This window comes from Xanthobacter nonsaccharivorans, assembly GCF_043194755.2.
In the GTDB taxonomy this organism is placed as follows: domain Bacteria; phylum Pseudomonadota; class Alphaproteobacteria; order Rhizobiales; family Xanthobacteraceae; genus Xanthobacter; species Xanthobacter autotrophicus_G.
Window position 1 is genome coordinate 2,696,007 of record NZ_CM195526.1, and the last position, 26,068, is coordinate 2,722,074.

The window sequence follows — 26,068 nt, forward strand, 5'->3', positions numbered from 1 at the left end:
GACCAGGCATCGTAGCGTCATCTCGCCGGGCGAAGACCACCCGGCCTCCAGCCGTGCTCAAGCGGCCGGCGCCTCCATCGGGGCAGGCTCCAGCTCGGGCGGAGGCGGCGGAGACGGTCCGTCCTCCACGTCCAGCGGCACCCGGTCATGCACGAGGTCGTGGATGAAGCCGATCTTCGCAATCACCCCCGGGCCGAGGATGAAGGGATAGGCATCCGACATGCCGAGGCAGCGGTTGAGGCTGTTGAGCGAGAAGCAGATGGGCAGCCACGCGTCCACCATCTGCTGGATGGCGCAGGCGCGGTAGGGATTGAAATCCACCTCCGCCCCCAGTTCCCCGGTCTTGTCGAGGCGCGGGCGGACGCGCATGCCGAAGGAGGCGGCCATCTCCAGCGTGTCCACGATGTGGATGTAGTGCTTGAAGGTCTCCGCGAAATCCTCCCACGGGTGGGCGGTGGCATAGGCGGACACGTGGTGCACCTGCCAGTCGGGCAAGGGCCCCAATTCGTAATAGGCCTTCAGCGCGCCCCCATAATCGGCGGTCTCGTCGCCGAACATGGCGCGGAAAGCGGTGAGGCGCTTGCCGTCGCGCACCAGGCAATTCCAATAGTAATGCGCCACCTCGTGGCGGAAGTGGCCGAGCAGCGTGCGGTAGAGTTCGCCGAGGTCGTTCTTGCGCTGCTCCCGCTCCGCATCGTCAGCCTCGGCGAGCGCGATGGTGATGAGGCCCTCGTCGTGCCCGGTCATCACCTTGGGAGTGGAACCGCCCGGATCGTCCGCCAGGAAATCGAAGCACAGGCCCCCCTCGCGATCCTCATTGCTTTCCAGCGGCAGCTTGAGGCGCAGCAGGGAATAGATGAGGCGGTGCTTCGCCATCTCGACCTTGCGCCATTTGCTGAGGTTCACGGGGATGGCGAGATCGGGAACCGTGCGGTTGTGGCGGCAGGCGACGCAGAATTCGCCCTCCTGCTCGGCGGGCACGAGCCAGTTGCAAGCGTCATGGGCGGCGTTTGCGCAGAATTTGTAGAGCCCCTTGGAACGGCCGAGCGCGCGCCAGTGGTCGCCCTCCCGCTCCACGGCGGCAAGCTCATTGGTCTCGGGGATATAGCCGAGGTCGTGACCGCACTTCTCGCAGCGGCGATTCTCGAAATAGAGCAGCTGCTCGCAGGCGGCGCAGCGGAACAGTCGCATCTTCTTCCCCCTTCACCTTCCCTTAGGCCGGGAAACACTCCTGCGTCCCTCCCGGTTCCCCGTTGTGGGGACAGGCGTACCTTTCAATCACAGCATGCTGCTGGAAAAATGACCACCGGACGCGCCGACCGGGATGACGGGACGATGTCGTCCCGGCATGATCGAGCCATGAGCGACACCACCTCCCTCTTCACCATCGGTTACGAGCAGACCACACCATTCGCGTTCCAGTCTGCGCTGACCGATGCAAAGGTCGATCTCGTCATCGACGTGCGGGCGGTGGCCGCCTCCCGCCGCCCCGGCTTTTCCAAGACGGCGCTGGCGGCCGGCATTGCCGAGCATGGCATCGCCTATGTGCACCTGAGGGCGCTCGGCACCCCGAAGGAGGGGCGCCTTGCCGCCCGCAGCGGCGACCATGACGCGCTCATGCGCATCTATGATGCGCACCTCGCCACCGAGCCCGCCAAGGCCGCGCTGGAGGAACTTGCCGGCCTCGCCAAGGGCCGGCGCCTGTGCCTTCTGTGCTACGAGCGGCATGTGGAGGGTTGCCACCGCCTGCGCCTTGCCCAATGGCTGTGCGAGCGCCTCGACCTCGGCGTCACCCACCTCACGCCGGCTCCGTTCTGACCTTCCGCTCCTGCTCCACCGCCGTCCGCGCCTCGGCGAGGAGGTGGGGCGTGTCCACGTCCAGGAAGGCCTCCTCGCCCGACACCCGCACCTCAGCCACCACCTCGGTATTGGCGGCCAGGATGTGCCGGGCGCCCACATCGCCTTCCAGCGCGCAGAGATCGCCGAAATAGCGGCGCGACCAGAGCACCGGGTGCCCCCGCGCCTCCCCGGCGACGGGGACGGAGATGAGCCGCCCTTGTGCCGGCGCATAAGCATCAATCAGCCGGTCGAGCAGCTGCGGCGCCACCAGCGGCATGTCCCCCAGCACCACCAGCGCGCCCGCCGAGGTCTCGGGCACGGCGATGATGCCGGCCCTGAGGGACGACGCCATGCCGCTCGCATAATCCGGATTGTGGACCAGCCGCACCCCCAGCCCCGCCAATGCGGCATCGACCCTTTCGTGCTCATGCCCCGTGACGACGATCACCGGCGCGGCTTTGGAGGCGAGCGCCGCTTCCGCTACCCGGCGGATGACCGGCACCCCGCCCACTTCGGCGAGCAGCTTGTTGCCACCCTGCCCCATGCGGGAGCTCCGGCCGGCGGCGAGGATCACGGCCGCAAAGCTCGCGGCCTCCGCCGGCGGTGTCTCCGCGCGCGGATGGGGACGCGCGGCGATGTCGGTGAGGAGGCCTCCGGAGCCAAGCCGGGCGATGTCGCGGGCCGTGACTTCCAGCCCCGCGAGGAGGCGGGCGAGAATGAAGTCGAAACCGTTCTCCTTGGAGGAGCGGGCGCATCCCGGCGCCCCCAGCACCGGCACCGCGCCCAGCCGCCCGAGCATCAGCAGGTTGCCCGGATCCACCGGCATGCCCAGGCGCACCACCTCTCCGCCCGCAGCCACCAAAGCGGATGGAATCACGTCGTTGCGGTCGGCAATGGCCGAGGCCCCGAAGACGATGACGAGCTCCGCTCCGTCGTCCACGCTGGCGCGGATGGCCTCGGCGAGGGGAGCGGTGGCGTGCGGGGTCCTGCGGTCGGCGGCGATATGCGCGCCGGCGGGGGCGAGGCGGGTGCGCGTCACCTCCAGGGTCTTTGCCACCACCTTGTCGGCAAGGCCCGGCAGAAGGGTCGACACCACGGCCACGCGCCGCAGCCGAAACGGCGCGATGGTGAGAAGCCCCCCCGCGTCCCGTCCCGCCGCTTCCACCAAATCGGCGGAGACGGCGTAAGGGATGATCTTCACCGTCCCCACCATGTCTCCGGCGGCGACGGCGCTGAAATCGCGCAGGGTCGCGAGGGTGATGGCCTCGCCCACGGCATTGAAGGCGTCGAGCGCGCCTTCGGACACGCGCAGCACACCGGCGACGGCGGCATAAAGGTTCGAGCGGCCGGTGAAGGCCGTATCCACCCGCACATGAGGTCCGGCCACCGCCTCCGCGAGGCGGCGGGCGGCGGCATCCTCGCTCATGTCGCCGGGCTCGAAACGGGCGGCCACCACCTCATGGAAGCCCGCAGCGGCGAGCCGGGCGATCTCCACCGGACCGAGCCGCATGCCCTTCTTGATGACTCCGCCGTCGAGCTTCACGGAATGGGCGGCGACAGCGCCTTCCGCCTCGGCGAGGGGCAGGGAGCCGAACTTCAAGCCGCCGCTCCTTCCTGCCGCGCAGCGCCGAGGCGCAGGGCGCGGATCACCTGCCCCAGCACAGCCACCGCGATCTCCGCGGGACTCGCCGCCCCGAGGTCGAGGCCGATGGGGGCATGGATACGGGCGATATCCACCTGCGGCACGCCCGAGGCCGCCAGCCGCTCCACCCTTCTGGCGTGGGTGCGGCGCGAGCCGAGGGCACCCACATAGAAGCAGCCGGCCGCAAGGGCGGCAACGAGCGCCGGCTCGTCCACCTTCGGATCATGGGTCAAGGCGACGAGGGCGGTGAAGGGATCGAGCCCGTAGCCCGGCAGCGCCACCTCCGGCCATTCGGCGATCACCGGCACATCCGGAAATCGCTCGGCCGTGGCGAAGGCGGTCCGCGGGTCGATGATGGTCACGTCGAAGCCGGCGATGCGCGCCATGGGTGCCAGCGCCTGCGATATGTGCACGGCACCGATCACCAGCATGCGGGGCGAGGGCACGTCCACCGCCAGGAAGGCACGGTCCTTCCCCTCCCCCACCATGCGGCTGCGCCGCTCCGCCAGGGCTTCGCCGATAGGACCGGCGAGCGGATCGCCCGCCACCCTGTCCGCCGTCACCAGACGCTGCACGCCAGCGTCCATCTGCGTAACCAGCACGAAGGGCCGACGCGCGGCGCGCTCGGCATTAAGGGCGGCGAGCAGATCAAGGCGCATGGCGAACATCCTCCCTCAGGGAGATCCGATGTCGGGGACGGAAGATCGTATTCCCCGACGAATATAACGTGCAACGCGGCGCGTCAGGAGAAAAGCGCCTCAGTCCACACGCTCCACATAAACGGCGATACGCCCGCCGCAGGAGAGGCCCACCTTCCAGGCCGCCTCGTCGGCGACGCCGAACTCCAGCGTCCGCGGCGCTCCGGAGGCAATCACGTCCGCCGCCTCGCTCACCACCGCCCCCTCCACGCAGCCGCCGGAGACGGAGCCGAGAAAGTTGCCATCCGCGTCGATCACCAAGCGGCTGCCGACGGGACGGGGCGCCGAGCCCCAGGTTTCCAGCACGGTGGCCAGCGCCACGCCGCGCCCCTCCCGGCGCCAGCGCTCGGCCGCGGCCAGCACATCGCCTTCCGTTACGTCCATCCACGCCTCCCACACGCCGCTCCACGCAACTGGTGGCGTGCGGCTCGTTTCTATATAGGTGCGCATCCGTTGCCGCGGCGCCAGTGGGCGCGCGCCGAAATCCGCCGCATATGGTGAAACCGCCGATGCCCAACCTGCTGCCCCTGCCCGGTCCCGACGCCGGCACGCTGCGCACCGCCGACGACCTGGTCGCGGCGGGACTTGCGGCCGAAGGCGCACGCGCGGACCTGGCGGCGGTGGCGGCGCGCTATGCGGTCGCCCTCACGCCGACGCTCGCCCAAGCCATCGACCGGGCGGACCCGTCCGACCCCATCGCCCGCCAGTTCGTGCCCGATCCGGCGGAGCTGGAGGTGCGGCCGGAGGAATTGGCGGATCCCATCGGCGACGAGGCCCACAGCCCCGTGCCGGGCATCGTGCATCGCTATCCCGACCGGGCGCTGCTGAAGATCGTGGGGGTATGCGCGGTCTACTGCCGCTTCTGCTTCCGCCGCGAGATGGTGGGCCCGGGGGCCGCCTCCATGCTGTCGCAGGAGGCGCTGGACGCCGCCTTCGCCTATCTGGCGGCGCATCCGGAGATCTGGGAGGTGATCCTCACTGGCGGCGACCCCTTCATGCTCTCGCCACGCCGCATGGGCGAGGTGGTGGCGCGCCTCGCCGCCATCCCCCATGTGAAGATTGCGCGCTTCCACACCCGGGTGCCCATCGCCGCGCCGGAACGGGTCACGGCCCCCTTCGTGCGCGCGCTCAAGGCGTCCGGGCTCACCAGCTATGTGGCCGTGCATGTGAACCATGCGCGAGAACTGACCCCGGCTGCACGCGCCGCCCTCGCCCGCCTCGCCGATGCGGGCATTCCGCTGCTGTCGCAGTCCGTGCTGCTCAGGGGCGTGAACGACGATGCCGGCACCCTCGCCGACCTCTTCCGCACGCTCGTCGAATGCCGGGTGAAGCCCTATTACCTGCACCACCCCGATCTCGCCCCCGGCACCGCCCATTTCCGGCTCGACATCAGCAAGGGACAGGCGCTGATGCGCGCCCTGCGCGGCCGCCTCTCCGGCATCGCGCTGCCGACCTATGTGCTCGATATCCCCGGCGGAGCCGGCAAGGTGCCGCTCACCCCCGGCCATCTGGCGCCGGCGGATGGCCGCACTGCCGTCACCGACAATTGCGGCGGCGTGCATCTCTACCCGCCAGAGGGGTGAACGCGTTTCCATCCCGTGGTATCGCGAAGCCAATGACACGGGGAGGAAAGCATGGGTGAGCCGCGCCGGATCCAGCAGCCTGGACCCGAGGCACCGGACCGGATCGAAAGCGCCGTGGGCCGCCTCCAGGTGCTTGATTTCACGCTGGAACCCGGCCTCACCCTGAATTCGGCCATCACCGCCCCGCTGGTCGCGGCCGGCTTCAGGGCCGCGCAGGTGGAACTGTCCGGCGGGGCGCTCGGTCCGTTCACCTATGTCATGCCCGCTGCCGCCACGGACGACCAGCACGCCGCCTGGTACAGCGCAGCCTTCACTCCCGCCGGAGAGACACGCTTCGAGCGCGGCTGCGCCACCTTCGGGCGGAAGGACGGCGCGCCCTTCATCCACTGCCATTCCTTCTGGACAGAGGCGGACGGCCGGCGCAACGGCGGCCATATCATGCCCCATGAGACGGTCGTGGCCGCGCCCATCCAGGCCCGCGCCTACGGGGCCGCGGAGGTGGAGACCACCGCCGATTTCGACCCCGAGACCAACTTCACCATCTTCCACCCCCATGCGCTCCAGACCCCACAGGGGGCGGGACCGCGGATCGCCTTCGCCCGCGCCCGGCCGAACATCGATCTGTTCCAGGCCGTGGAGGAGATCTGCCGCCGCCACGGCTTCACCGCCGGGCGCCTGCGGGGCGGCGTCGGCAGCATCATCGGCGCTCGCTTCGCGGATGGAACGCGGGTGGACGACTATGCCACCGAGGTCTTCATCACCTCTGGCACCATCACGCCGGATGTCACGGGGAAGCTGATCGCCGACATCTCGCTCGCCTTGGTGGGGCTGACCGGGACAATGGCCCAGAGCCAGCTGACACGCGGCGACAACCCGGTGCTTATCACCTTCGAGCTGGCGGTGGAGGAGGCCGCCTGAAAGCGGCCTCCCCTCGCCTTTATTTCCCGAGCCCCATCGCCTGCGGCAGCCACAGGGTCAGGGCGGGAATGTAGGTGATGGCCAGCAGCGCGATGATGAGCGGCACCAGCCATGGCAGGATGGCGATGGTGGTGCGCTCCACCGAGAGCTTGGCCACCCGCGCCAGCACGAACAGCACCATGCCCAGCGGCGGGTGCAGCAGACCGATCATCAGGTTCAGCGTCATCACCAGCCCGAAGTGGATCGGGTCGATACCGAGCTTCAGCACGATGGGCAGAAGGATCGGCACCAGGATGGTGATCGCCGCGATGGTGTCGATGAAGCAACCCACGAACAGGATGAGCAGGTTCGCCAGCGCCAGGAACACCCACTTGTTCTGGGTGAAGCCGAGGATGGCGTCAGAGAGCATCTGCGCCGCCTGGCTCGCCGTGAGCAGCCAGGCGAAGATGGAGGCTGCCGTGACAATGAACAGCACGGAAGCGGTGGTCTCGATGGTGTCGAAAGTCGATTTGGCCAAGGTGCGGAAGGTCATGGACCGGTAGCGCACGAGGCCGAGGAACAGGGACCAGATCACCGCTGCCACCGCCGCCTCCGTCGGCGTGAACCAGCCGAGCGTCATGCCGCCGATGAGGATCACCGGCGTCATCAGCGCCATGACCGCCGAGAAGTCGAAATACCAGTCGAGCGCCACCAGCGCCGCCAGCGCGATGAGCACCGAGGCGTTGGTGGAGAGCCCCAGCTCGATCATCACGTAGACTGCCAGCGGGAAGGCCATCACCACCGCCACCTCGATGCCGGCGGAGGCGAGCTTGCGCCAGGAGAAGGCGGCATCCGCGCCCCAGCCGTTGCGGCGGGCGAAATAGGCCACCGTCGCCATCATCAGCAGCGTCATCACTGCCCCCGGCACCACGCCGCCGAGAAACAGCGCGCCGATGGAGACGTTCGCCAGCATGCCGTAGATCACGAACGGCAGGCTCGGCGGAATGATGGGCCCGAGGGTGGCCGAGGCGGCGGTCACGCCCACCGAGAATTCGGTGGAATAGCCATGGTCCTTCATGGCCTTGATCTCGATGGTGCCAAGCCCCGCCGCATCCGCGATGGCCGTGCCCGACATGCCCGAGAAGATCACCGAGCCGATGATGTTCACCTGCCCCAGCCCGCCACGCATCCAGCCCACCAGAGCCACGGCGAAGGCATAGATGCGCCCGGTGACGCCGGCGATGTTCATGAGGTTGCCGGCGAGAATGAAGAAGGGCACCGCGAGCAGCGGGAAGCTCTCCACCCCGGCGATCATGCGCTGGGCGATGACCACATCCGGCACCGAGCCGGAAACGACGATGTAGATGAGCGAGGAGCCGGCCATGGCGATCGCCACGGGCACCCCGCACACCATGAGCAGGAGGAACGCGCCGATGAGCAGCCACATGGCTCAATCCCCCTTGTGCTCGAAGGTGCCGTCAAAGGCCTCCGGCCGCTCCAGGACCGAATAGCCGCGTCGGAGATTGCCCACCGTCACCTGCACGGAGCGAATGAGCATCATCACGAAACCGAAGAGCACGGCGTAGTAGACGATGCCCTTTGGGGCATCGACCATCACCATCGGCTCGTCGCCCACGAGGGAGATGTAGCGCACCATCAGCCACACGCCGTAGGCGATGAAGGCGGTCCGCGCGAGGTCCACCAGGATCGCCATCACCCGCCCGGCCGGGGGCGACAGGAAGCGGTAGAGGAGGTCCACCTGGATGTGGCGGGAGAGCCGAACGCACATGGATGCGCCGATGAAGACCACCGCCACGAGGCAATAAGTGGCGAGCTCCTCCGTCCAGGCAAAGCTGTCGTTGAGGACATAGCGGGTGAAGAACTGGGTGAAGACCAGCCCCGCCATGCCCCAGAAGAGGAGAAGGGTGATCCAGTCCTCGAAGGCGTAGACGGAAAGGTCCACCTCCTCCTGCTGCTCGAACGTCTGGGCGAGCTCCTCGCCGCTGACGCGGGTATGCACTTCGTGCGCCATGGGAAAAGTCCGGTGACTTGGAGGATGCGGGCCGGAGGCGGGAGAGGCGCGACGGCCCCTCCCGGATGCTCCGGGTCTGTGCGCCACCCCGCGGAGGCCTCCCGGCAGACCGGGAGGAGCGAGGCGGCGACGATGGGGAGGGCGCGCCGGGCGCAGCCCCTCACATGCTCGACTTGATGGCCTGGATGCGATCCCAGTCGGCCTTACGGTAGCCGAAGCTCTCGAAGGTGATGTTCTTCATCACCGTGTCCTTGAACTCCGCCGTGTCGACTTCGACGATATTGAGGCCCTTCTGCTTGAACACATCAAGCAGCTCCTTCTCGCGCCTCGCCACCTCGCCTGTGGCCCGCGCGGCAGCCTCCTGTGCCACCTCGCTGAAGATCACGCGATCCTCGGGAGAGAGCTTGTTCCAGAGGCTCGCGGAGAGGATCGTGTTCAGGTGGTCCACGATATGGCCGGTGAGGATGATATTCTTCTGCACCTCGTAGAACTTCTTGGCCTCGATGGTGGTGAGCGGGTTCTCCTGTGCGTCCACCGTGCCGTTCTGGAGGGCGAGGTAGACCTCGGCGAAGGCGATGGGGGCGATGTTGGCGCTGCAGGCCTTCGGCATGGCGAGATAGGCGGGGGCGTCGGGCACGCGGATCTTCAGGCCCTTCATCTCCGCGCAGGTCTTGAACGGCCTGTTGGAGGTGGCCTGGCGCACGCCGTAATAGGTCACGGCGACGATGTGGTTGCCGGTCTTGCCCTCGTAGCCCTTGGCGAGGTCCTGGAACACGTCGCTCCTGGCATAGGCAAGCAGATGGCCAGCGTCGCGGAAGGTGTAGGGATAATAGGTCACGCCGATGGGCGGGTAGGCCTTTCCGGCGAAGCTGGAGCCGGAGATGATCATGTCCACGGTGCCGAGAGTCAGGCCCTGGTTGATGTCGCTCTCCTTGCCGAGCTGGGAGGAGGGGTAGACGTCGATCTGGTAGCGCCCGCCGGTGCGCTTGGCGATCTCGCCCGCCGCCCATACGGAGGCCGTATGGAACGGCTCGGACGGCTCGTAGACGTGCGCCCACTTGAGCTTGGTCTGGGCATTGGCGGGGCCGGCGAGGGCGAACGCCGAAGCGAGCGCCAGCGCGGCCAGAAGGCCGCGGCGAAGAATGACCATCCTGTTTCCTCCCTGTCGCGGCGGTTTTCCGCCTGCGTTTATGTGCGGCCGCCCGGTGGGGCGCCGCTTTGGATCGGTCTAAAAATGGCTTCGAGTCGCACCGCTCCCGTTGCGGCTGCCGTATGGTACTCTGGGCGCGCTTCGGGGCAAGAGGCCGATTGAAACGTTTCGCATGAAGGATGCAAAGGCCGGCCGAGGCCGTGCCGAGGGGTCTCAGGCGCCAACGGGTACCGGTTCCAATTCCGCGACGGCCTGCTCCAGCATCCGGGCGGCGGCATCGATCCCGCCCTCGTCCACCGCCAGCGGCGGCAGGAAGGCGAGGACGTTGCCGAGGGGGCGCACGAGCAGCCCGGTGGTGGCGAGGCGCTGGGCGAGGTCCGCGGCTTCCCGCCTGCACACCAGCCCCTGCATCAGGCCCGTGCCCACATGAGCCTCGAACAGGTCGGCCCGCCGGTAGCGCAGGGTCGCAAGGCGATCCTCCAGTTGCCAGCCCAGGGCCTGCACTCGCCCCTCGAACCCGGGGGCGAAGGCCTGCGCCAGAGCCTCTGCCGCACCGGCACGGGTGGCCTCGTCCACCTCCGGCCGGCGCGCGGGAAGTGCGCGGGCGAGCTTGGCCGTGAGCACCAGGGCCGCCACGCCGAGGCCCGCTTCGGGGCGCAGCAGCATCAGGTCCGGCGTCACCCCGGTCCATTCATGGGAGAAAGCCATGCCGGTGCGGCCGAGGCCACCATCGGTTTCATCGAAGGCGAGGACGAGGCCGTATTCATCTGCCGCCTCCCTCAGGTCGGCGAGAAAGGAGCCGGGCAGCATCTCCAGCCCCGCAGAAAGCCGCACGGGCGAAACGAGGATGCCGGCCGTCCTCGGCCCGATCTCGCCGCCGATGGCGACCATGTCGTCGGGCACCCGCGACACCTCCGCATCGCCGGCGAACTCCGGCGGCAGCGGAACGTCCCCAGCCCCCGCGCAGACGATGAGATGACGCCGCTTTGGCCGCCCGGCGATGCGGTGGTGCGCGCGCAGAGTTTCCAGCATCACCTGTCTGGCGACGCCGGCCGAGGGCAGCGGAACTGCGGCATCGCCGAAGGAATGCGCGATGAGAAGGTCGGCGAACCTCGACGGATCAACCGGCAGGCCTTCCTCGTCCACCGCCAGAACCGGGCAGGCTCCGGAGAAGTCCAGCGGGACGGAAACCGCCGCAGCCTCCGCCTGAGCCGGGCCTTCAGGGGCGGGCTGCTCCTGTTCATGCGTCAGCGACGCGCTGTCACGATCATCCGGCACGCGAAAGCTCCTGCCGCGCAACACATCAAAGAATGCGGGCAGTCTACCACTTTTTAGCGATGATCCGGCGCACATGGTCGTCGTCATGGGCAAACGCGATCTCCAGGGCTGGATCGCGTCCCCATTGCATTGTTGCGGCACGGCTCCAGTATTCGACCACCCGCACGGCGATGCTGTTCATGGTGTGGCCGGCCCGGCAGCTTTCCATGCCCGTCTGACACTCGATGTCTGTCGTGTGGCAGGGCGGGTCGCCGTAGAGCCTGTCATCGTTGGCGCGAATGCGCTCCGCCACCGGCACAGGCCGCCTGTTGTCGTCTTCGGCACGGGAGCAGCAGACGAAGAAGGCGCGCCGGCATTCCTGGCAGACCACCTCCACCAGCGCCGCCTCGTCGGCATAGATGTCCGACTTGAGGTCCGGCGTGAACGGGGCGTAGCGCGGCACCCCGTGCTCATCGTACCAGAGGATGGGATCGGCGATGCGGGACACGATGTCGTCGTAGCTGCCCTTCACCTCTTCCCCCTGCCCTGCGGCCTCGCCTCAATCATACTTCAGGTAGGCGAACCTCAGGTCATGCTGCGGCGTGCCTTCCAGCGGGCCATCTTCCACCGCGCCGGGCTGCCACTGCACCACCTCTTCGATCTTCTTCGCCAGAGCGAAGTCGCGCACGGTGATGCCCTTGGCGTCATGGGACTGGAGGCGCACCTCAACCCAGGCGTAGGAGGCCGTGAGGTCCGGATGGTGCCAGGCGGCCTCGGCAAGGTGACCCACGGCATTGATCACCATGAGCGTGCCCTTCCAGCTGTTGGTCTTGTAGTTGCGACGAATCCAGCCGTCCTCATAGCGCCAGTGCGGCAGCTCCGCCTTCAGCCGGGCTTCGATCTCCTCAGGGGTGAAGGTCTTCTTGCGGTCGATGGTCATGGCTTTCCCCTCCGGCGGTGCAGTTCGCCGCCATGTCCTGACATGAACGCACAATTCGGCCCGGTGATCCCGAAGCGGTTTTCCGGAGATCCGCCGATCCCGGGGACCCTTGCTTGTGCCGGGATCAGCTGATCCCGGGAACCGTTGCTCCTGCCAGGATCAGCTGATCCCGGCCTGCCGCTTGGCCGCCGTCAGCGTGTTCTGCAGCAGGCAGGCGATGGTCATGGGGCCGACGCCGCCCGGGACGGGGGTGATGAGGCCGGCGATGCCCTGGGCTTCCTGATAGGCCACGTCCCCCACGAGCCGGGTCTTGCCGTCGTCCTTGGGAATGCGGTTGATGCCCACGTCGATCACCGTGGCACCGGGCTTGATCCAGTCGCCGCGGATCATCTCCGGGCGGCCCACGGCGGCCACCAGGATATCCGCGGTGCGGCACTCGCCCGGCAGGTCACGGGTGCGCGAATGGGCGATGGTGACCGTGCAGTCCTCCTTCAGCAGGAGCTGGGCGGCCGGCTTGCCGACGATATTCGAGCGGCCCACCACCACCGCCTTGAGGCCCGACAGGTTCCCGAGGTGGTGCTTCAGCAGCAGGATGCAGCCGAGCGGCGTGCAGGGCACCAGCGCATCGAGCCCCACCGCGAGGCGGCCGGCATTCACCACGTGGAAGCCGTCCACGTCCTTCGCCGGGTCGATGGCGGAGAGCACCTTCATGGAATCGATCTGTGCCGGCAGGGGCAGCTGGACCAGAATGCCGTTCACTGCCGGATCGGCGTTGAGCTTGCCGATGAGGGCGAGGAGGTCGGCCTCCGCCGTATCGACGGGCAGCTTGTGCTCGAAGGAGGCCATGCCGGCCTCCAGCGTCTGCGCCGCCTTGTTGCGCACATAGACCTGGCTTGCCGGGTCTTCCCCCACGAGGACGACGGCAAGGCCCGGCTTCAAGCCGTGGCTGGCGCCGAGGCCGGCGACCTCCTCCGCGATGCGCGCGCGCAGGCCGGCGGCGAAGGCCTTTCCGTCAATGGGCTTGGTCTCGATCACGAAGCATCCCCAAGAGGCTCGGCGCCGAACCTGCCGAAGAGGCAGACGGCTCCATGCGGTTCGTCGAAGCGCGCTCCCGGACGCGGGACCGCGCTCCAGCCATGGCTCGCCGTTTCTCGCATCGCGGCCCCTGAACGCAAGGCCTGGAGCGCAATCCGATCAAATTGAATCAATTTGATCGGATTGCGCTCCAGCCCTGAAGAAAGAGAACACGTTATCCGCTCAGCTTGTGATGCAATCCGATCGGCACGTGCCCTCAGGGGCCACCTGCGGCGCCACGTCGAGCAACCACGCCTTATAGAGATAAATATTTTCTCATAAAGAAAATTCTGCACCGAGCCGGTCAGGCGTGTCCCGCGGGAAGTGAGGCGGCGCTCCTCCCTGGAGGCGCGAGGGCGGAAGCCCCCTGCCCGCCCTCCTCCGCCTCGCGCTCCAGCATGGCGATGGCTGCGGCGAGCGGCAGCGGCGGGGCGAACAGGTAGCCCTGGGCCTCCGGCATGCCGATGCTGCGCAGGAACCGCAGCTGGTCAGGCGTTTCCACCCCCTCCGCCGTCACCGCGAGACCGAGGGAGCGGCCGACCCGCACCTTGTATTCAACGATGGCCTCCGCATCCGGGTCCTCGCCCAGCTTGAAGATGAAGGCCTTGTCGATCTTGATCTTGGTGATGGGGAAGCGCCGCACGTGTACCACCGACGCATAGCCGGTGCCGAAATCGTCGAGGGCGAGGCCGACGCCCGCCTCTCGCAGCTCGTCGAACACCTGCTGGATCTCGGGCGAGGAATGCAGGACGGCGCTCTCGGTGATTTCCACCTCGAGCAAGGCCGGATCGAACCCGGTCTCGCGAAGCGTATCGAGGATCCGCCGGGCGATGCCGATGGTGCGCAGGGTCATCGGCGACACATTCACCGCCAGCCGCCGGTTGCCCAGGGGCCGCGCCTCGATGCAGGCGCGACGCAGGATGTGCAGGTCCAGGGCAGTGATCAGCGGGCTCTCCTCCGCCGCGCCCACGAAGTCCGACGGCATGAGCCGGCCGCGGGTGGGATGGTCCCACCGCACCAGCACCTCGAAGCCGACGATGCGCTCGCTCGCCAGGCTCACCTGGGGCTGGAAGGTCAGGACGAGCTCGTTCCGCTCGATGGCGGTGGCAAGCTCGGAGACGATCTGCCGACGCTGCGCCTGCTCGTGCTCGAACCGCATCTCGAACAGGCGGAAGGTGCCGCGCCCCTCCGCCTTGGCGCGGTAGAGCGCGATGTCGGCAAGGCGCATCAGCTCCGCCCCCGTCGTGGCATCTTGCGGCGCCCGCGCCGCCCCGATGGAGGCGCTGACGCGCACCGGCTCCGTTTCCAGAGAAACCGGAATGTCCAGCAGCTGGAAGATGCGGGCCACCAGCCCATCCAGCTCTTCCACCGTGTCGAGCCTGGCGAACACCACGAACTCGTCACCGCCGAAGCGGCCGATGGCGCCCGGCATGTCCACCGCCTCGCGCAGCTTGGCGGCGACGGCGCACAGGAGGATGTCTCCGGCGCCGTGCCCGGCGCCGTCGTTGATCTCCTTGAAGCCGTCCAGGTCGATGAAGAGCAGCGCGAGGCCCTCGCCCTCCCGCCGCGCCGCAAGGGCGGCGTCCAGCTCGTCCAGGAAATAGCCCCGGTTGGCGAGGCCGGTGAGGAAATCCTGATGCGCCAACTCCCGCACCCGGGCCTCGCTGCGCATCAGGGCATTGGCCATGGACTGCGCCCGAACCATCAGCGCGAGGAACACGCCCGCGAGAAGCAGAGCAAAGCCCGTGACGACGGGCAGAAGGTCCTGCAGAAGGCTGTGGCCGGGCGTCGAGCCCTGCCACTCCAGCTTTGCCTGCGAGCCATCGGACAGGTTGGGCACGAAGACCGCGCGGCCGCCGGGGTGGCTGGTGCTGGTGGGAACGAGCCTCACCTCGTCGAGGCTCGCCGGCTCGGCCACCTCCTTGAGGAAATCGGGATCCACCACATCCACGGTCACCGCCACGAGCGGCTGCGCTGCATCCAGCTTCGGGGAACGCTCGGAGAAAGGCCGCGCGACCATGAGGCCGGTGCCCGGCCCGCCCGATACGAAACCAGACTGCAGGCCGGCCTTCCCGTCCGCCAGCGCGCGATCGATGGCCGGCCGGATCCAGGAGAGGTCCCGCACCTCGCCGAGCTTGCCGCGCTCCGAGGCGTAGAGAACCTTGCCATTCGCGTCGACGATGTAGACGAACTCGAACCCGAAGCCGTCGTTGAGCCGCCGGCCGTACCGCTCGTGCACCTGCTCGATGGCACCGCGGGCGAGCGCGTTCAGCGTTACCTCTTCCTGGTCACTGGTGGCGAGGGCGCGCTCCATCACGGCCGCATGACTGCGCAGCGAGGCAAGAAGCGCCTGCCGCTCCCGCTCGATGACCTGACGATCGCTCTTCAGGCTGGCCAGGACGATGATCGCTCCGAGCGACGCTATCAGCAGGGCAAGGACGACCAGCCCAACCAGAAGCCTGCGATCCGCCACGATGCCCGGATGACGCGTGATAACACAACCCTCCCACTGGCTGGAAAAACCACCCCGAGCCAACGCACGCGGCGTGTCCGCACGTGACCGGTGCGACAGGGGGGCCTGCACTGGGATTTTTCCGCCAGATTTCAGCCGCTAGCAAGAAAAGATGTGCCGGAAGGAAAGGTCTTTTCGGCAGGCCGGGCTACCTTGAGCCGAACCATAATGTGGCAAGACCCAGAAAGGCGAAGAAGCCGACCGTGTCGGTAACCATGGTGACAAAAACACCGGATGCCACCGCCGGATCCAGCTTCAGCCGCGAGATGGCGAGCGGAATGAGGATTCCGAACAGGCCCGCGGCCATCATATTCATGACCAGCGCCGCGGAGATCACCGCACCAAGCTGGAGGTTGGAGAACCAAAGGGCGGCGATGATGCCGAGGAGCGAGGCCAGCAGCACGCCGTTCAACAGCCCCACCAGCACCTCGCGCGAGACGATGCGCCGGGTGTTATGGCTCGACAGGTCGCGGGTGGCCAGCGCCCGCACGGCCACCGTCATGGTCTGCGTGCCCGCATTGCCCCCCATGGAGGCCACGATGGGCATGAGCACGGCCAGCGCCACCATCTTCTCGATGGTCGCCTCGAACAGGCCGATGATGGAGGCCGAGACGAAGGCCGTGCCGAGATTGACCACGAGCCAGGGCAGCCGGCTGCGGGAGGTGTAGGCGACCGTGTCCGAGAGTTCCTCGTCGCTGCCGACGCCCGCGAGCGCGCGCAGGTCCTCGTCCGCTTCTTCCTGAATGACGTCCACCACGTCGTCGATGGTCATCACGCCCACCAGGCGCCCGGCATCGTCCACCACCGGCGCAGAGACCAGATTGTAGCGCTCGAACATGCGCGCCACGTCCTCCTGGTCGTCGGAGGCCTTCACCACCTTGAGCTGCTCGGTCTTCACCTGGGTCACGAGCACCGGCCGGCGGGTGCGCAGCAGCCGGTCGAGGGACACCGAGCCGATGAGGCGATAGGCCGGATCCACCACGAAGATCTCGTAGAACGTCTCCGGCAGGTCGGGGGTCTCGCGCATGTAGTCGACGGCGCGGCCGACGGTCCAGAAGGGCGGCACGGCGATGAACTCAGTCTGCATGCGCCGGCCGGCGCTTTCCTCGGGATAGTCGAGGGAGCGCTGCAGGGCGACGCGCTCCGGGGCGGGCATGTGCTCCAGCACCGCCGCCATCTCATGCTCGTCGAGGTCCTCGAGAATGTAGACCGCGTCGTCCGAATCGAGGTCCGCCATCCCCCGCGCGACAGTGAGGGGCGACAGGCCGCGCAGGATGCTCACGCGTACCGTCTCGTCGAGCTCGGTGAGCGCGGTGAAGTCGAAGGCGGCACCCAGCATCTCGATGAGCCGGCGGCGCTCGTCGCCGTCCAGATCCTCGATGAGGTCGCCCATGTCCGCTTCGTGGAGGTCGGACGTGAGAGCCTTCAGCCGCTCCACATCACGATCGGCGATGGCGGCCTCGACCGCCGCGCGGAAGGCTTCGGCAAGGGTGCCGTCGTCGTCGCGCACCGCCGGCGGTTCGCTCTCGCCGTGCAGGACGGCGGGATCGGCATCCTCGCGCATGGCTCCTCCCAGGGTTGGGGCGGGGGGTCAGGGGGAGGAGCCGGGCATTCGCCGATCGGGCGGAAGGAACCGGGACCTGTCGTAATCTCTCTTCAAGCCGAGAGACGGCTTCGCAGATCAGAATGACTTTCAATCCGATCTGCTTCGGCTCTAGAGGCCCCGCGGCGATTTGTGAAGCCTCATGCGTCACTTCCGGCCGACCGGTGGAGGACCGGCATCGACGTGCCGCCACCCCGCGCCCCCGGGCATCGCTCCGGGACCGCTTCCGGCGGGCAAGGATACCTCTGGAAGAGGGGTGTCCTATTGCGCGGGGGGCGTCGTGGCGAGATCGAGGTTTCGCGCGCGGTCGAAGCCCAGCGCCTCCGGCAATCCCCTGAGCTTGGCGAGCTTCGCCGAATTGAGGTCCGCCCCGGCGAAGTTCGCCCCGGACACCCGGGCGCCCGTGAGATCCGCGCCGCCGAGCTCCGCCCCCGTCAGATTGGCGCGGGAGAGGTCCGCGCCCGTCAGATCAGCGAAATCGAGGACCACGCGGCCGAGATTTGCATCCGTGAGATCCGCGCCGGACAGACGCGCCGAGGTCAGGTTGCCACGCATCAGGCCCATGGACTGGTTGCGCATGTCGGCCGAAAGATTTGCTCCTGCGAGCTTCGCGCCGACGAGGCTCGCCCGCGTCAGGTCCGCGGTGATGCGCGCGCGGGACAGATTGGCGCGGTCGAGGTGGGCGCCGATCATCTGCGTGCCGAACAGGCTCGCGCCCTGAAGGCTGGCGTCCGAAAGGTCCGCATCGATCATCCATGCCTGATCCAGCACCGCGCCGTCGAGCTTCGCCCCGGCGAGCCTCGTCTTGTTGAGGCGGGCCGTCCGCAGGCTCGCCCGGCCGAAGTCGAGGCCGGACAGGTCGAGCCCGTTGAGGCGCCGGCCGGACAGATCCGCCGGCTGCTCCATGCTTGCGGCGGCGAGAAGCGCTTCCACCTCGGCGCGCGACATCTCCGCCTCGGTCATCTCCGGGCTTTGCATGTCGGCGTGGGTGAGCATGCCCTGCGCTCGCGCCACCCCTCCTGGCGGGAGGAGACAGGCGACGACGAGACCGCTCAGGACGAAACGGACGAGAAAAGACAATTTCCCCGACACGGCGTCCTCCTCATCTTACCGGCGTCTGCGCGCCGTGCCGGAAGGAATGGCCTGCAACGGTGCCACGCTGCCGCAAACCGGCAGCACCTCCCTTCCTGCCGGCATGTTATGCCTTTGCCGCAATCACGGCCAACATGAACGCCGGTCGCGCCGGCGCGCGGAGGCGACCGGCTACGGGAATATGGACATGACGTCTCGGATACGGCGCCTCTTTCTCCTGGCCGGCATCGGCCTTCTGGCCGCGGCAGGCGCGCACACGGCGCAGGGTGCGGAGGCCTGTCCCGGCCAGCCCGGAGCCCTCGGCACCGCGCGCGTGCTGGAGATCGACCCGAAGGGCGTGCGTGTCGGCATGAAATCCTTCCCGCAGACCCTGCCTTTGGCACCGAAGGAGGTGGTGCTCACCTTCGACGACGGGCCGTGGCCCAAGACCACCGCCGCTATTCTCGACGCGCTGAAGGCCGAATGCGTGCGCGCCACCTTCTTCCTCATCGGCGAGAACGCGAAGAGTCGCCCGGAGCTGGTGAAGCGGGAGATCGCAGAGGGGCACACCGTCGCGCACCACACCATGACGCATCCGGCGGCGACGCTGGCCAAGCTCCCCTTTCCCGATGCCGTGAAGGAGATCGAGCGCGGCATGATCGCCGATGATGCCGCGGCCTACGGCAAGGCCGAAGCGGCGCCACGCGTGCCCTTCTTCCGCTTCCCGGGCTTCGCCTCGACACCGCAGTTGCTCGATGCGCTGGAAGCGAAGGGGGTCGCCGTGTTCGGCGCCGATTTCTGGGCCAGCGACTGGAACGTGATGACACCCGAGGCCGAGCTGGACCTGGTGCTGAAGCGCCTCGACGCGACGGGCGGGGGCATCGTGCTCTTTCACGATACGAAGCCCTACACCGCGGCGATGATTCCCGATTTCCTGAAGGCGCTGAAGGCGCGGGGCTACAGTGTGGTTCACATGGTGCCGAAGGGCAGCGGCCGATCCTGAGGGCGGGACGAAGGACCGAAAACGGAAAAGGCGGCCCGAAGGCCGCCTTTTTCTTAATCCGCCACCCGGTTTCCCGGGCTCAGCAATCCACTGGTGCGGACGAGAGGACTCGAACCTCCACGGGTCTCCCCACTAGCACCTCAAGCTAGCGCGTCTACCAATTCCGCCACGACCGCAGTCAGGGATGGCTCCGTCCGGGGTTCCGTTTGCAGGACCGCTCCGGCCGGGGGCCATCGTCTAACAGATCGAATGTGCGGCTACAAGTGCCCTGCGCAACACGCGCGTGACGCTGTGGATGACGGTCCGCCGGAGGGGGCTGGACCCGCACCGCCAAAGGATTAAAGCAGGGATCCATGACAGATCGCCTCGCAGCCACCGCCACGCGCGACAGCCTCGACGCCACCTTCCTCCCCCTCGCCGCCGACTCGCCCCCGGTGGAATGGACGGTGAGCGATCACCTCGTGCCTTACCCCGAGGCCCTCGCCGCCATGGAGGCGCGGGCCGCCGCGATCGCCGAGGGCACGGCCGGGGAATGCGTTTGGCTGCTGGAGCACCCGCCCCTCTACACCGCCGGCACGAGCGCGCGGCCGGAAGACCTCGTTGACGCACGTTTCCCCGTCTACGAGACCGGTCGCGGCGGGCAGTTCACCTATCACGGCCCGGGCCAGCGGGTGGCCTATGTGATGCTGGATCTCCGGCGCCGCTCCCCGGACGTGCGCCGCTATGTGAGCGCGCTGGAAGCCTGGATCATCGGCACGCTTTCCGCCTTCAACGTCACCGGTGAGCGGCGGGAGGACCGGGTGGGCGTCTGGGTGCGTCGCAAGGGCGGCGGCGAGGACAAGATCGCCGCCATCGGCATCCGCGTGCGCCGCTGGGTGACCTTCCACGGCATCTCGCTGAACGTGGAGCCGAATCTCGCGGACTTTGGCGGCATCGTCCCCTGCGGGGTGCGCGAGCACGGCGTCACCAGTCTCGCCGACCTCGGCCTGCCGGTGTCCATGGCCGAGGTGGATGCGGTGATGCGGGTTGCGTTCGAGGAGGTGTTCGGGCCGACGGTGGCGGGGACGACGCTCTCCTGACGGCCGCGTCGTCGGCAGACTTCGCGCTGGACTCAGGATGCATTCCCCTCGCGCGGCATGCATCCTGAGCACGAGGGCTCCGGCCGCTGCCGGCCCCCTCCGCCTCAGATCCCGAGCTTCGCCTTCAGGATCTCGTTGAGCGCCTGCGGGTTCGCCTTGCCGCCGGAGGCCTTCATGGCCTGGCCCACGAACCAGCCGAGCATGGTGGGCTTGGCCTGCACCTGGGCCACCTTGTCGGGATTGGCGGCGATGATCTCGTCCACCACCTTCTCGATGGCGCCGGTGTCCGTCACCTGCTTCATGCCGCGGGCTTCCACCACGACACGCGGGTCGCCGCCCTCGGTGAAGACGATCTCGAACAGGTCCTTGGCGATCTTGGAGGAGATGGTGCCTTCCGCGATCAGGTCGAGGATGGAACCGATCTGGTGCGGCGTCACCGGCGAGGAGGTGACGTCCTTGCCCTCCTTGTTCAGCCGGCCGAACAGCTCGTTGATGACGAAGTTTGCCGCCGCCTTGCCGTCACGCTTCGTGCCGCCGCCTTCCACGACCTGCTCGAAATAGTCCGCCGTCTCGCGCTCGGCCACGAGAACGCCCGCGTCATAGGGGGAAAGGCCATAGTCGGCGATGAAGCGGGCCTTCTTCTCGTCCGGCAGCTCGGGCAGGTGGGTCTTCAGGTCGCCCACCCACGCCTCGTGCAGGACCAGGGGCAAAAGGTCCGGATCGGGGAAGTAGCGGTAGTCGTGCGCCTCTTCCTTGGAGCGCATGGAGCGCGTCTCGCCCTTGCCCGGATCGAACAGGCGCGTCTCCTGGTCGATCTTGCCGCCATCCTCCAGGATCTCGATCTGGCGGCGGGCCTCCACCTCGATGGCCTGGCCGATGAAGCGGATGGAGTTGACGTTCTTGATCTCGCAGCGGGTGCCGAGGGGCTCGCCCGGCCGGCGCACGGAGACGTTCACGTCGGCGCGCAGATTGCCCTTCTCCATGTCGCCGTCGCAGGTGCCGAGATAGCGCAGGATGGTGCGCAGCTTGGTCACATAGGCCTTCGCCTCTTCCGAGGAGCGCAGGTCGGGGCGGGAGACGATCTCCATCAGCGCCACGCCGGAGCGGTTGAGGTCCACGAAGGAGAGGGTGGGCGACAGATCGTGGATGGACTTGCCCGCGTCCTGCTCCAGGTGCAGGCGTTCGATTCCCACCGTGATGCTCTCGCCATCCGGCAGGTCGACGATCACCTCGCCCTCCCCCACCACGGGCTGCTTGTACTGGCTGATCTGGTAGCCCTGCGGCAGGTCCGGATAGAAGTAGTTCTTGCGGTCGAACACCGAGGTCAGGTTGATCTCCGCCTTCAGCCCGAGGCCCGTGCGCACCGCCTGCGCAACGCATTCCCTGTTGATGACGGGCAGCATGCCGGGCATGGCCGCATCCACCAGGGAAACATGGTCGTTGGGCTGGCCGCCGAAGGTCGTGGCGGCACCGGAAAAGAGCTTGGCGTTGGAAGCGACCTGGGCGTGCACTTCCATGCCGATCACCACTTCCCAGTCGCCGGTGGCGCCGGAAATGAGCTTCTTGGCCTCCGCGGGCCGCATGTGAAGGGTCATGGTCGTCCTATGGTCATGAGCGGCCGGGCCGCAGTCTCAATGGCTTTTGCGGCGATCCCGCAATGTCACAGTCACGTAACTCCGAGCGGCGCCTTCTGGCAACCGGCAGGGCGCCGCAGCGGCCGTTATCACGCAGTCTAACACCCGCGATTCACCAAGTGATCGACGCCCGAATTCCGCCATGAAAATACCGCGTACAAGCTACTAACATACCGCACTTCCGCTCTGGCGGTTTCTAACGTGGCGGGGAGTGAATTGGAGCACGGGCGATGAAGCTGGCGGCGGTGTCGATCGTTCGCGATGAGGCTGACATACTTGAAGCGTGGGTTCGGCATAACCTGCATTTTTTGGATCGAATTTATATCGTCGACGACGGAAGCACCGACAACACCGCCGGTATTCTTCATGCTTTGAGCCAGGAAGGCCTGCCGATTTCCCTGACATCGGAAAAGTCACTGGCTGCCTATCATCAGGGACGACGCACGACGTCCCTCATCGAATACGCCTTGGGTGAGCAGGAATGGGACTTCCTGTTCCTGCTGGACGGCGATGAGTTCCTGGTGGCCAGTGATCGCCGCGCCCTCGAGGCGGATCTTGCACAACTCGGGGCCTATCGGATCGGCGGGCTCAGTCCGCGCCACTATCTCATGTCCGAGACGGACAATCCCAACCAGTCCTGCCCGCTCACGCGGCTGACGCGCGTCGCGGTGCACGATCCTTATGTGTTCAAGGTGGTGATTCCGGGCAAGCTCGCCTCCGAGCGCGGCTTCGCCGTCGAGGATGGCAACCACCGCGCCACCAAATGGGGCGTTCCCCTGCCATCGACGCTCCTGCCCCGGATCGAACTCGCGCACTTTCCGGCCCGCTCGGAAGCCCAGCTCGTCAGCAAGGGGCTCGCGAGCTACCTGCGCTGGACCGCCCGCACCGATTTCGGCGGCAGCGCGCCCGACCGCATCCTCGAAGGCGTCAGCATCCTGAAGGAGGAGGACGACCTCAAGGTGCGGGCCCTGGGGCGTCTCGCGGAAGCGCTCGGCGCGGAGCGCGGCGCACAGGCGGAACGGCACCAGCCCTTCGTGGAGCTGAGAGGCGAGGTGCGCTATCCGGAGCTGGCGCGCACGTTCCCGTACCGTCGGGTGCTTTCCGCCACGGATGATCTGGTCCACGCCTTCAAGGCGGTGCTCCTTGAGAATGCAGAACTCCGGCAGAAGGGCGAGACCATCGAATCCTGGTTCCGCGCCACCACCCGCAAGTACCGGAAATCCCTCATGCGCCGCTTCACGGCCTTCCGGACGCCCCGCATCTCGGAGGAGATTCCGCGCGGCTATTGATGGCAGCCCGGCGTCCGCGCATGCCGAAAGGCCCGCCCCGACGTCGCCGAGAGACGCCCTCATCTGCCGCCGCGCGCAAACCGCCCGTGTGGTCCACCTGAGCGCCAATACCCGCTCGCGCACCAATGGCATGAAGGCCGTCAGGGCCCGATCCGGTCGGATCGAGCCGACCTGACCGGAGCGGGCTCCACGCATCGAGGCAGGCGGACGTCAGAGCTTGATGGGCCGCTTGAGCTGCGCCGAGCAGGCCTTCTCCAGGCCAGCCTTGTAGCCGAGCGCCTGCGGGCTGCGCTGGCGGAAGCTCGCATCCGAGGTCGCCATGCACCAGTTGAAGGCCTCCGGCTCGCTGTAGGCGGCCCCCTCGAACATGTTGACGCCGACGTTGCACCCCTTCGCGATGGCCTTGTTGCGCCAGGTCACGAGCGCTTGCGCATACGATTTGCAGACCGGCGCGCGGCTGGCATCCTGCTTCGGCGCATTGGCCGGCGGCGGGGGCTTGTAGCCGCCGCCCTGCCCGCCATAGCTGGTGGCGCAGCCGTCGAACTTGGCGCCCCAGGTATCAAGCGCGTCCTTGGTCTGCGCCGGCGACTTGGTGGTGCACCACTGGTAATGGCCGTCCCAGTTGGAATGGCTGGCCCAGCCCGGGCAGCGCATCTGCCTCGCACGCTGGTCGAGCCCGACCATCTCGTTGGCGTAGGCTGTACACCGGTCCTGTGCCTGTGCCGCAGGCATGGCACAGATCATCGCACCCGCCATCGAGACGATGGCAAGGCTCGCCGCCCTCAAGGAAAACATGCAAATCCCCCCAGACATGCCCATTCCGGGAGAGGCGCCATTCCCCCAGGCGCCGCTCCCCCAGGACAGGAGGGATCATTTGCAAAATGCGAAACCAAGGCAAGGCCCAGGTTTCGCTTGCGTCACGTTTCTCAGCCCTTCCACCACAGGTCCTGGACCGGGAAGCGGCCCGCCGCCTCCTCGATGACCTCCGCGAGGGAGAACAGCGTCTCCTCTTCGAACGGACGACCGATGAGCTGGAGGCCCAGCGGCAGCCCATCCGCCGAGAGGCCCGCGGGCACCGAGATGCCCGGCAGGCCGGCCATGTTGACGGTCACGGTGAAGACGTCGTTGAGATACATCTCCACCGGGTCCGCCTTCAGCTTCTCGCCGATGCCGAAGGCCGGAGAGGGGGTCGCCGGGGTCAGCACTGCGTCCACGCCCTCGGCGAAGACGGTGTCGAAGTCGCGCTTGATGAGGCTGCGCACCTTCTGGGCGCGCAGATAATAAGCGTCGTAATAGCCGGCCGAGAGCACATAGGTGCCGATCATGATGCGGCGGCGGACCTCCGGGCCGAAGCCGGCGGCGCGGGTGTTCTCGTACATCTCCACCACGTCGCGGCCCGGCACGCGGGCGCCGTAGCGCACGCCGTCGTACCGCGCGAGGTTGGAGGAGGCCTCCGCCGGCGCCACGATGTAATAGGCCGGCAGCGCATACCGGGTATGGGGCAGCGAGATGTCCACCACCTCGGCGCCCGCATCTTCCAGCCACTTGGCGCCTTCGCGCCAGAGGGCGTCGATCTCGTCGGCCATGCCGTCCATGCGGTATTCGCGCGGAATGCCGATCTTCTTGCCCTTGATGGAGGCGCCCACCGCCTCCTCATAGTCGGGCACCGGACGGTTGACGCTGGTGGAATCCTTGGGATCGTAGCCCGCCATGGAGCGCAGCAGCAGGGCCGCGTCATTCACCGTGCGGGCGAACGGCCCCGCCTGGTCGAGGGAGGAGGCGAAGGCCACGATGCCCCAACGCGAGCACCGCCCATAGGTGGGCTTGATGCCGACCGTGCCGGTGAAGGCCGCCGGCTGGCGGATGGAGCCGCCGGTATCGGTGCCCGTCGCGCCGGCGCACAGGAAGGCGGCGACCGCCGACGCCGAGCCGCCGGAAGAACCGCCGGGCACGAGATAGGTGTCGTCCCCGTCCCGCCGCCAGGGCGAGAGAACCGGGCCGAAAGCCGAGGTCTCGTTGGACGAGCCCATGGCGAACTCGTCGTTGTTCAGCTTGCCGAGCAGCACCGCCCCGTCGCGCCACAAATTGGAGGTGACGGTGGATTCGTACTGCGGCACGAAGTCGTCCAGGATCTTCGAGCAGGCAGTGGTGCGCACCCCTTCGGTGCAGAACATGTCCTTGATGCCGAGAGGAATTCCTTCCAGCAGACCGGTGTCGCCGGCAGCAATGCGCCGGTCGCTCTCCTTCGCCATGTCGAGGGCGATATCAGGCGTCTCCAGCACAAAAGCGTTGAGGGCGCGGGCGTCCTCCATGGCCTTCAGATAGGCCTCGGTCAGCTCGACGGAGGTGAACTCGCCCTGCGCCAGCCCCTCGCGCGCCTGGGTGAGCGTGAGCTTGGTGAGCTTGGTCATTCCACCACCTTCGGCACGGTAAAGAAGCCGCCCTCGTGTTCGGGGGCATTGGCGAGCACCTTCTCGGGACAATGGCCGTCGTTCACCACGTCCTCGCGCATGGGCAGCTCCACCGGCACCACGCTGGTCAGCGGCTCGACGCCGGTGACGTCGAGGTCAGCCAGTTGCTCGACGAATTCGAGGATGGCGTTGAGCTCGTTCTGAAGATGGCCGAGCTCCTCCTCACGCACCGAGATGCGCGCGAGATGGGCCACCCGGCGGACAGTCGCCTGATCGACGGACATGATTGGCTCCCAAAAGCTGACCGCCGCTATAGCAAGGGGTATGCCGCGGTGGAAGGGTTTGCGGGGCGAT

Annotated in this window: 24 protein-coding genes and 1 tRNA gene; 6 read left to right on the top strand and 19 right to left on the bottom strand. The window is 67.6% G+C overall.

Annotated elements, in window-relative coordinates; genetic code table 11:
* Window positions 1–57: 57 nt before the first annotated feature.
* On the bottom strand, window positions 58–1,191 hold the full coding sequence (locus V5F59_RS12395) for a zinc-binding metallopeptidase family protein (RefSeq protein WP_393977787.1): 1,134 nt from the start codon (window positions 1,189–1,191) through the stop codon (window positions 58–60).
* A 168-nt stretch (window positions 1,192–1,359) separates the two neighbouring features.
* On the opposite strand from V5F59_RS12395, the gene V5F59_RS12400 reads away from it, so the two are divergent.
* The gene (locus V5F59_RS12400) at window positions 1,360–1,818 is read left to right on the top strand and encodes a DUF488 domain-containing protein (RefSeq protein WP_393977789.1); all 459 of its coding nucleotides are present in this window, start codon (window positions 1,360–1,362) and stop codon (window positions 1,816–1,818) included.
* Here the strand turns inward: V5F59_RS12400 and V5F59_RS12405 are convergent.
* The 3 genes from V5F59_RS12405 to V5F59_RS12415 all read right to left on the bottom strand — a co-directional run bounded on the left by V5F59_RS12405 (window position 1,799) and on the right by V5F59_RS12415 (window position 4,563).
* Window positions 1,799–3,439 carry an NTP transferase domain-containing protein gene (locus V5F59_RS12405; protein WP_393977791.1) on the bottom strand — a complete coding sequence of 547 codons (1,641 nt, stop codon included), beginning with the start codon at window positions 3,437–3,439 and terminating at the stop codon, window positions 1,799–1,801. The genes V5F59_RS12400 and V5F59_RS12405 overlap by 20 nt on opposite strands.
* Window positions 3,436–4,140 (bottom strand): XdhC family protein, encoded by a 705-nt coding sequence (locus V5F59_RS12410; protein WP_393977793.1) that lies wholly within the window; start codon window positions 4,138–4,140, stop codon window positions 3,436–3,438. The genes V5F59_RS12405 and V5F59_RS12410 overlap by 4 nt, the downstream gene beginning before the upstream one ends.
* Window positions 4,141–4,239: 99 nt before the next feature.
* On the bottom strand, window positions 4,240–4,563 hold the full coding sequence (locus V5F59_RS12415) for an XdhC family protein (protein ID WP_393977795.1): 324 nt from the start codon (window positions 4,561–4,563) through the stop codon (window positions 4,240–4,242).
* Between the two features lie 125 nt (window positions 4,564–4,688).
* Here V5F59_RS12415 and V5F59_RS12420 point away from each other — a divergent pair, with 125 nt between their 5' ends.
* Both V5F59_RS12420 and V5F59_RS12425 read left to right on the top strand, forming a co-directional pair.
* Window positions 4,689–5,762: a lysine-2,3-aminomutase-like protein gene (locus V5F59_RS12420; protein WP_393977797.1), complete on the top strand. Its 1,074-nt coding sequence runs from the start codon at window positions 4,689–4,691 to the stop codon at window positions 5,760–5,762.
* A 51-nt stretch (window positions 5,763–5,813) separates the two neighbouring features.
* Window positions 5,814–6,680: a PPC domain-containing DNA-binding protein gene (locus tag V5F59_RS12425; RefSeq protein WP_393977799.1), complete on the top strand. Its 867-nt coding sequence runs from the start codon at window positions 5,814–5,816 to the stop codon at window positions 6,678–6,680.
* A gap of 19 nt (window positions 6,681–6,699) precedes the next feature.
* On the opposite strand, the gene V5F59_RS12430 is transcribed toward V5F59_RS12425, so the two are convergent.
* The 10 genes from V5F59_RS12430 to V5F59_RS12475 form a co-directional block, all read right to left on the bottom strand.
* The gene (locus V5F59_RS12430) at window positions 6,700–8,106 is read right to left on the bottom strand and encodes a TRAP transporter large permease (RefSeq protein WP_393977801.1); all 1,407 of its coding nucleotides are present in this window, start codon (window positions 8,104–8,106) and stop codon (window positions 6,700–6,702) included.
* A gap of 3 nt (window positions 8,107–8,109) precedes the next feature.
* Window positions 8,110–8,691 (bottom strand): TRAP transporter small permease, encoded by a 582-nt coding sequence (locus V5F59_RS12435; protein ID WP_393977803.1) that lies wholly within the window; start codon window positions 8,689–8,691, stop codon window positions 8,110–8,112.
* A 160-nt stretch (window positions 8,692–8,851) separates the two neighbouring features.
* Window positions 8,852–9,841: a sialic acid TRAP transporter substrate-binding protein SiaP gene (locus tag V5F59_RS12440; RefSeq protein ID WP_393977805.1), complete on the bottom strand. Its 990-nt coding sequence runs from the start codon at window positions 9,839–9,841 to the stop codon at window positions 8,852–8,854.
* Window positions 9,842–10,054: 213 nt separating this feature from the next.
* On the bottom strand, window positions 10,055–11,119 hold the full coding sequence (locus V5F59_RS12445) for an aminotransferase class III-fold pyridoxal phosphate-dependent enzyme (protein ID WP_393977807.1): 1,065 nt from the start codon (window positions 11,117–11,119) through the stop codon (window positions 10,055–10,057).
* Window positions 11,120–11,162: 43 nt separating this feature from the next.
* Window positions 11,163–11,630, bottom strand: a complete 468-nt coding sequence (locus tag V5F59_RS12450) for a hypothetical protein (RefSeq protein ID WP_393977809.1) — start codon at window positions 11,628–11,630, stop codon at window positions 11,163–11,165.
* A gap of 27 nt (window positions 11,631–11,657) precedes the next feature.
* A complete protein-coding gene (locus tag V5F59_RS12455) occupies window positions 11,658–12,038 on the bottom strand; it encodes a 4a-hydroxytetrahydrobiopterin dehydratase (protein WP_393977811.1) in 381 nt (126 codons plus the stop codon).
* A gap of 159 nt (window positions 12,039–12,197) precedes the next feature.
* Complete coding sequence (gene folD / locus V5F59_RS12460) at window positions 12,198–13,070, bottom strand: bifunctional methylenetetrahydrofolate dehydrogenase/methenyltetrahydrofolate cyclohydrolase FolD (protein ID WP_393978590.1); 873 nt, start codon at window positions 13,068–13,070, stop codon at window positions 12,198–12,200.
* Between the two features lie 346 nt (window positions 13,071–13,416).
* Window positions 13,417–15,585 carry a putative bifunctional diguanylate cyclase/phosphodiesterase gene (locus V5F59_RS12465; RefSeq protein WP_393977813.1) on the bottom strand — a complete coding sequence of 723 codons (2,169 nt, stop codon included), beginning with the start codon at window positions 15,583–15,585 and terminating at the stop codon, window positions 13,417–13,419.
* A gap of 187 nt (window positions 15,586–15,772) precedes the next feature.
* Window positions 15,773–17,188 (bottom strand): magnesium transporter, encoded by a 1,416-nt coding sequence (gene mgtE / locus V5F59_RS12470; RefSeq protein WP_393977815.1) that lies wholly within the window; start codon window positions 17,186–17,188, stop codon window positions 15,773–15,775.
* A gap of 300 nt (window positions 17,189–17,488) precedes the next feature.
* Entirely contained in the window at window positions 17,489–18,223 is a 735-nt protein-coding gene (locus V5F59_RS12475) for a pentapeptide repeat-containing protein (protein ID WP_393977817.1), read from the bottom strand.
* 283 nt (window positions 18,224–18,506) lie between these two features.
* Between V5F59_RS12475 and V5F59_RS12480 the strand changes: the two genes are divergently transcribed.
* Window positions 18,507–19,301 carry a polysaccharide deacetylase family protein gene (locus V5F59_RS12480; protein ID WP_393977819.1) on the top strand — a complete coding sequence of 265 codons (795 nt, stop codon included), beginning with the start codon at window positions 18,507–18,509 and terminating at the stop codon, window positions 19,299–19,301.
* 91 nt (window positions 19,302–19,392) lie between these two features.
* On the opposite strand, the gene V5F59_RS12485 is transcribed toward V5F59_RS12480, so the two are convergent.
* Window positions 19,393–19,477: transfer RNA gene (locus V5F59_RS12485), tRNA-Leu, on the bottom strand.
* Window positions 19,478–19,654: 177 nt separating this feature from the next.
* On the opposite strand from V5F59_RS12485, the gene lipB reads away from it, so the two are divergent.
* On the top strand, window positions 19,655–20,380 hold the full coding sequence (gene lipB / locus V5F59_RS12490; RefSeq protein WP_393977821.1) for a lipoyl(octanoyl) transferase LipB: 726 nt from the start codon (window positions 19,655–19,657) through the stop codon (window positions 20,378–20,380).
* A gap of 104 nt (window positions 20,381–20,484) precedes the next feature.
* Here the strand turns inward: lipB and gatB are convergent, their stop codons facing one another.
* On the bottom strand, window positions 20,485–21,975 hold the full coding sequence (gene gatB, locus V5F59_RS12495) for an Asp-tRNA(Asn)/Glu-tRNA(Gln) amidotransferase subunit GatB (RefSeq protein WP_393977823.1): 1,491 nt from the start codon (window positions 21,973–21,975) through the stop codon (window positions 20,485–20,487).
* 269 nt (window positions 21,976–22,244) lie between these two features.
* On the opposite strand from gatB, the gene V5F59_RS12500 reads away from it, so the two are divergent.
* Complete coding sequence (locus V5F59_RS12500; protein WP_393977825.1) at window positions 22,245–23,303, top strand: glycosyltransferase family 2 protein; 1,059 nt, start codon at window positions 22,245–22,247, stop codon at window positions 23,301–23,303.
* A 210-nt stretch (window positions 23,304–23,513) separates the two neighbouring features.
* Here V5F59_RS12500 and V5F59_RS12505 read toward each other — a convergent pair whose 3' ends face one another.
* The 3 genes from V5F59_RS12505 to gatC form a co-directional block, all read right to left on the bottom strand.
* Window positions 23,514–24,035, bottom strand: coding sequence for a hypothetical protein (locus V5F59_RS12505; RefSeq protein WP_509211094.1), 522 nt, complete (start codon window positions 24,033–24,035; stop codon window positions 23,514–23,516).
* A gap of 194 nt (window positions 24,036–24,229) precedes the next feature.
* Window positions 24,230–25,714, bottom strand: a complete 1,485-nt coding sequence (gene gatA, locus V5F59_RS12510; RefSeq protein ID WP_393977829.1) for an Asp-tRNA(Asn)/Glu-tRNA(Gln) amidotransferase subunit GatA — start codon at window positions 25,712–25,714, stop codon at window positions 24,230–24,232.
* On the bottom strand, window positions 25,711–25,998 hold the full coding sequence (gene gatC, locus V5F59_RS12515) for an Asp-tRNA(Asn)/Glu-tRNA(Gln) amidotransferase subunit GatC (RefSeq protein WP_393977831.1): 288 nt from the start codon (window positions 25,996–25,998) through the stop codon (window positions 25,711–25,713). The genes gatA and gatC overlap by 4 nt, the downstream gene beginning before the upstream one ends.
* Window positions 25,999–26,068: the final 70 nt, after the last annotated feature.

Bases quoted from the DNA above. Each gene is read 5' to 3' on its own strand.
- V5F59_RS12400 (WP_393977789.1), top strand. From the start codon at position 1,360: ATGAGCGACACCACCTCCCTCTTCACCATCGGTTACGAGCAGACCACA.
- mgtE (WP_393977815.1), bottom strand. From the start codon at position 17,188: ATGCGCGAGGATGCCGATCCCGCCGTCCTGCACGGCGAGAGCGAACCG.
- lipB (WP_393977821.1), top strand. From the start codon at position 19,655: ATGACAGATCGCCTCGCAGCCACCGCCACGCGCGACAGCCTCGACGCC.
- V5F59_RS12475 (WP_393977817.1), bottom strand. From the start codon at position 18,223: ATGCTCACCCACGCCGACATGCAAAGCCCGGAGATGACCGAGGCGGAG.
- V5F59_RS12500 (WP_393977825.1), top strand. From the start codon at position 22,245: ATGAAGCTGGCGGCGGTGTCGATCGTTCGCGATGAGGCTGACATACTT.
- gatA (WP_393977829.1), bottom strand. From the start codon at position 25,714: ATGACCAAGCTCACCAAGCTCACGCTCACCCAGGCGCGCGAGGGGCTG.
- gatC (WP_393977831.1), bottom strand. From the start codon at position 25,998: ATGTCCGTCGATCAGGCGACTGTCCGCCGGGTGGCCCATCTCGCGCGC.
- V5F59_RS12505 (WP_509211094.1), bottom strand. From the start codon at position 24,035: ATGCCTGCGGCACAGGCACAGGACCGGTGTACAGCCTACGCCAACGAG.
- V5F59_RS12420 (WP_393977797.1), top strand. From the start codon at position 4,689: ATGCCCAACCTGCTGCCCCTGCCCGGTCCCGACGCCGGCACGCTGCGC.
- V5F59_RS12430 (WP_393977801.1), bottom strand. From the start codon at position 8,106: ATGTGGCTGCTCATCGGCGCGTTCCTCCTGCTCATGGTGTGCGGGGTG.
- V5F59_RS12455 (WP_393977811.1), bottom strand. From the start codon at position 12,038: ATGACCATCGACCGCAAGAAGACCTTCACCCCTGAGGAGATCGAAGCC.
- V5F59_RS12425 (WP_393977799.1), top strand. From the start codon at position 5,814: ATGGGTGAGCCGCGCCGGATCCAGCAGCCTGGACCCGAGGCACCGGAC.
- V5F59_RS12395 (WP_393977787.1), bottom strand. From the start codon at position 1,191: ATGCGACTGTTCCGCTGCGCCGCCTGCGAGCAGCTGCTCTATTTCGAG.
- V5F59_RS12440 (WP_393977805.1), bottom strand. From the start codon at position 9,841: ATGGTCATTCTTCGCCGCGGCCTTCTGGCCGCGCTGGCGCTCGCTTCG.
- V5F59_RS12480 (WP_393977819.1), top strand. From the start codon at position 18,507: ATGACGTCTCGGATACGGCGCCTCTTTCTCCTGGCCGGCATCGGCCTT.
- V5F59_RS12415 (WP_393977795.1), bottom strand. From the start codon at position 4,563: ATGGACGTAACGGAAGGCGATGTGCTGGCCGCGGCCGAGCGCTGGCGC.
- V5F59_RS12435 (WP_393977803.1), bottom strand. From the start codon at position 8,691: ATGGCGCACGAAGTGCATACCCGCGTCAGCGGCGAGGAGCTCGCCCAG.
- V5F59_RS12410 (WP_393977793.1), bottom strand. From the start codon at position 4,140: ATGCGCCTTGATCTGCTCGCCGCCCTTAATGCCGAGCGCGCCGCGCGT.
- gatB (WP_393977823.1), bottom strand. From the start codon at position 21,975: ATGACCCTTCACATGCGGCCCGCGGAGGCCAAGAAGCTCATTTCCGGC.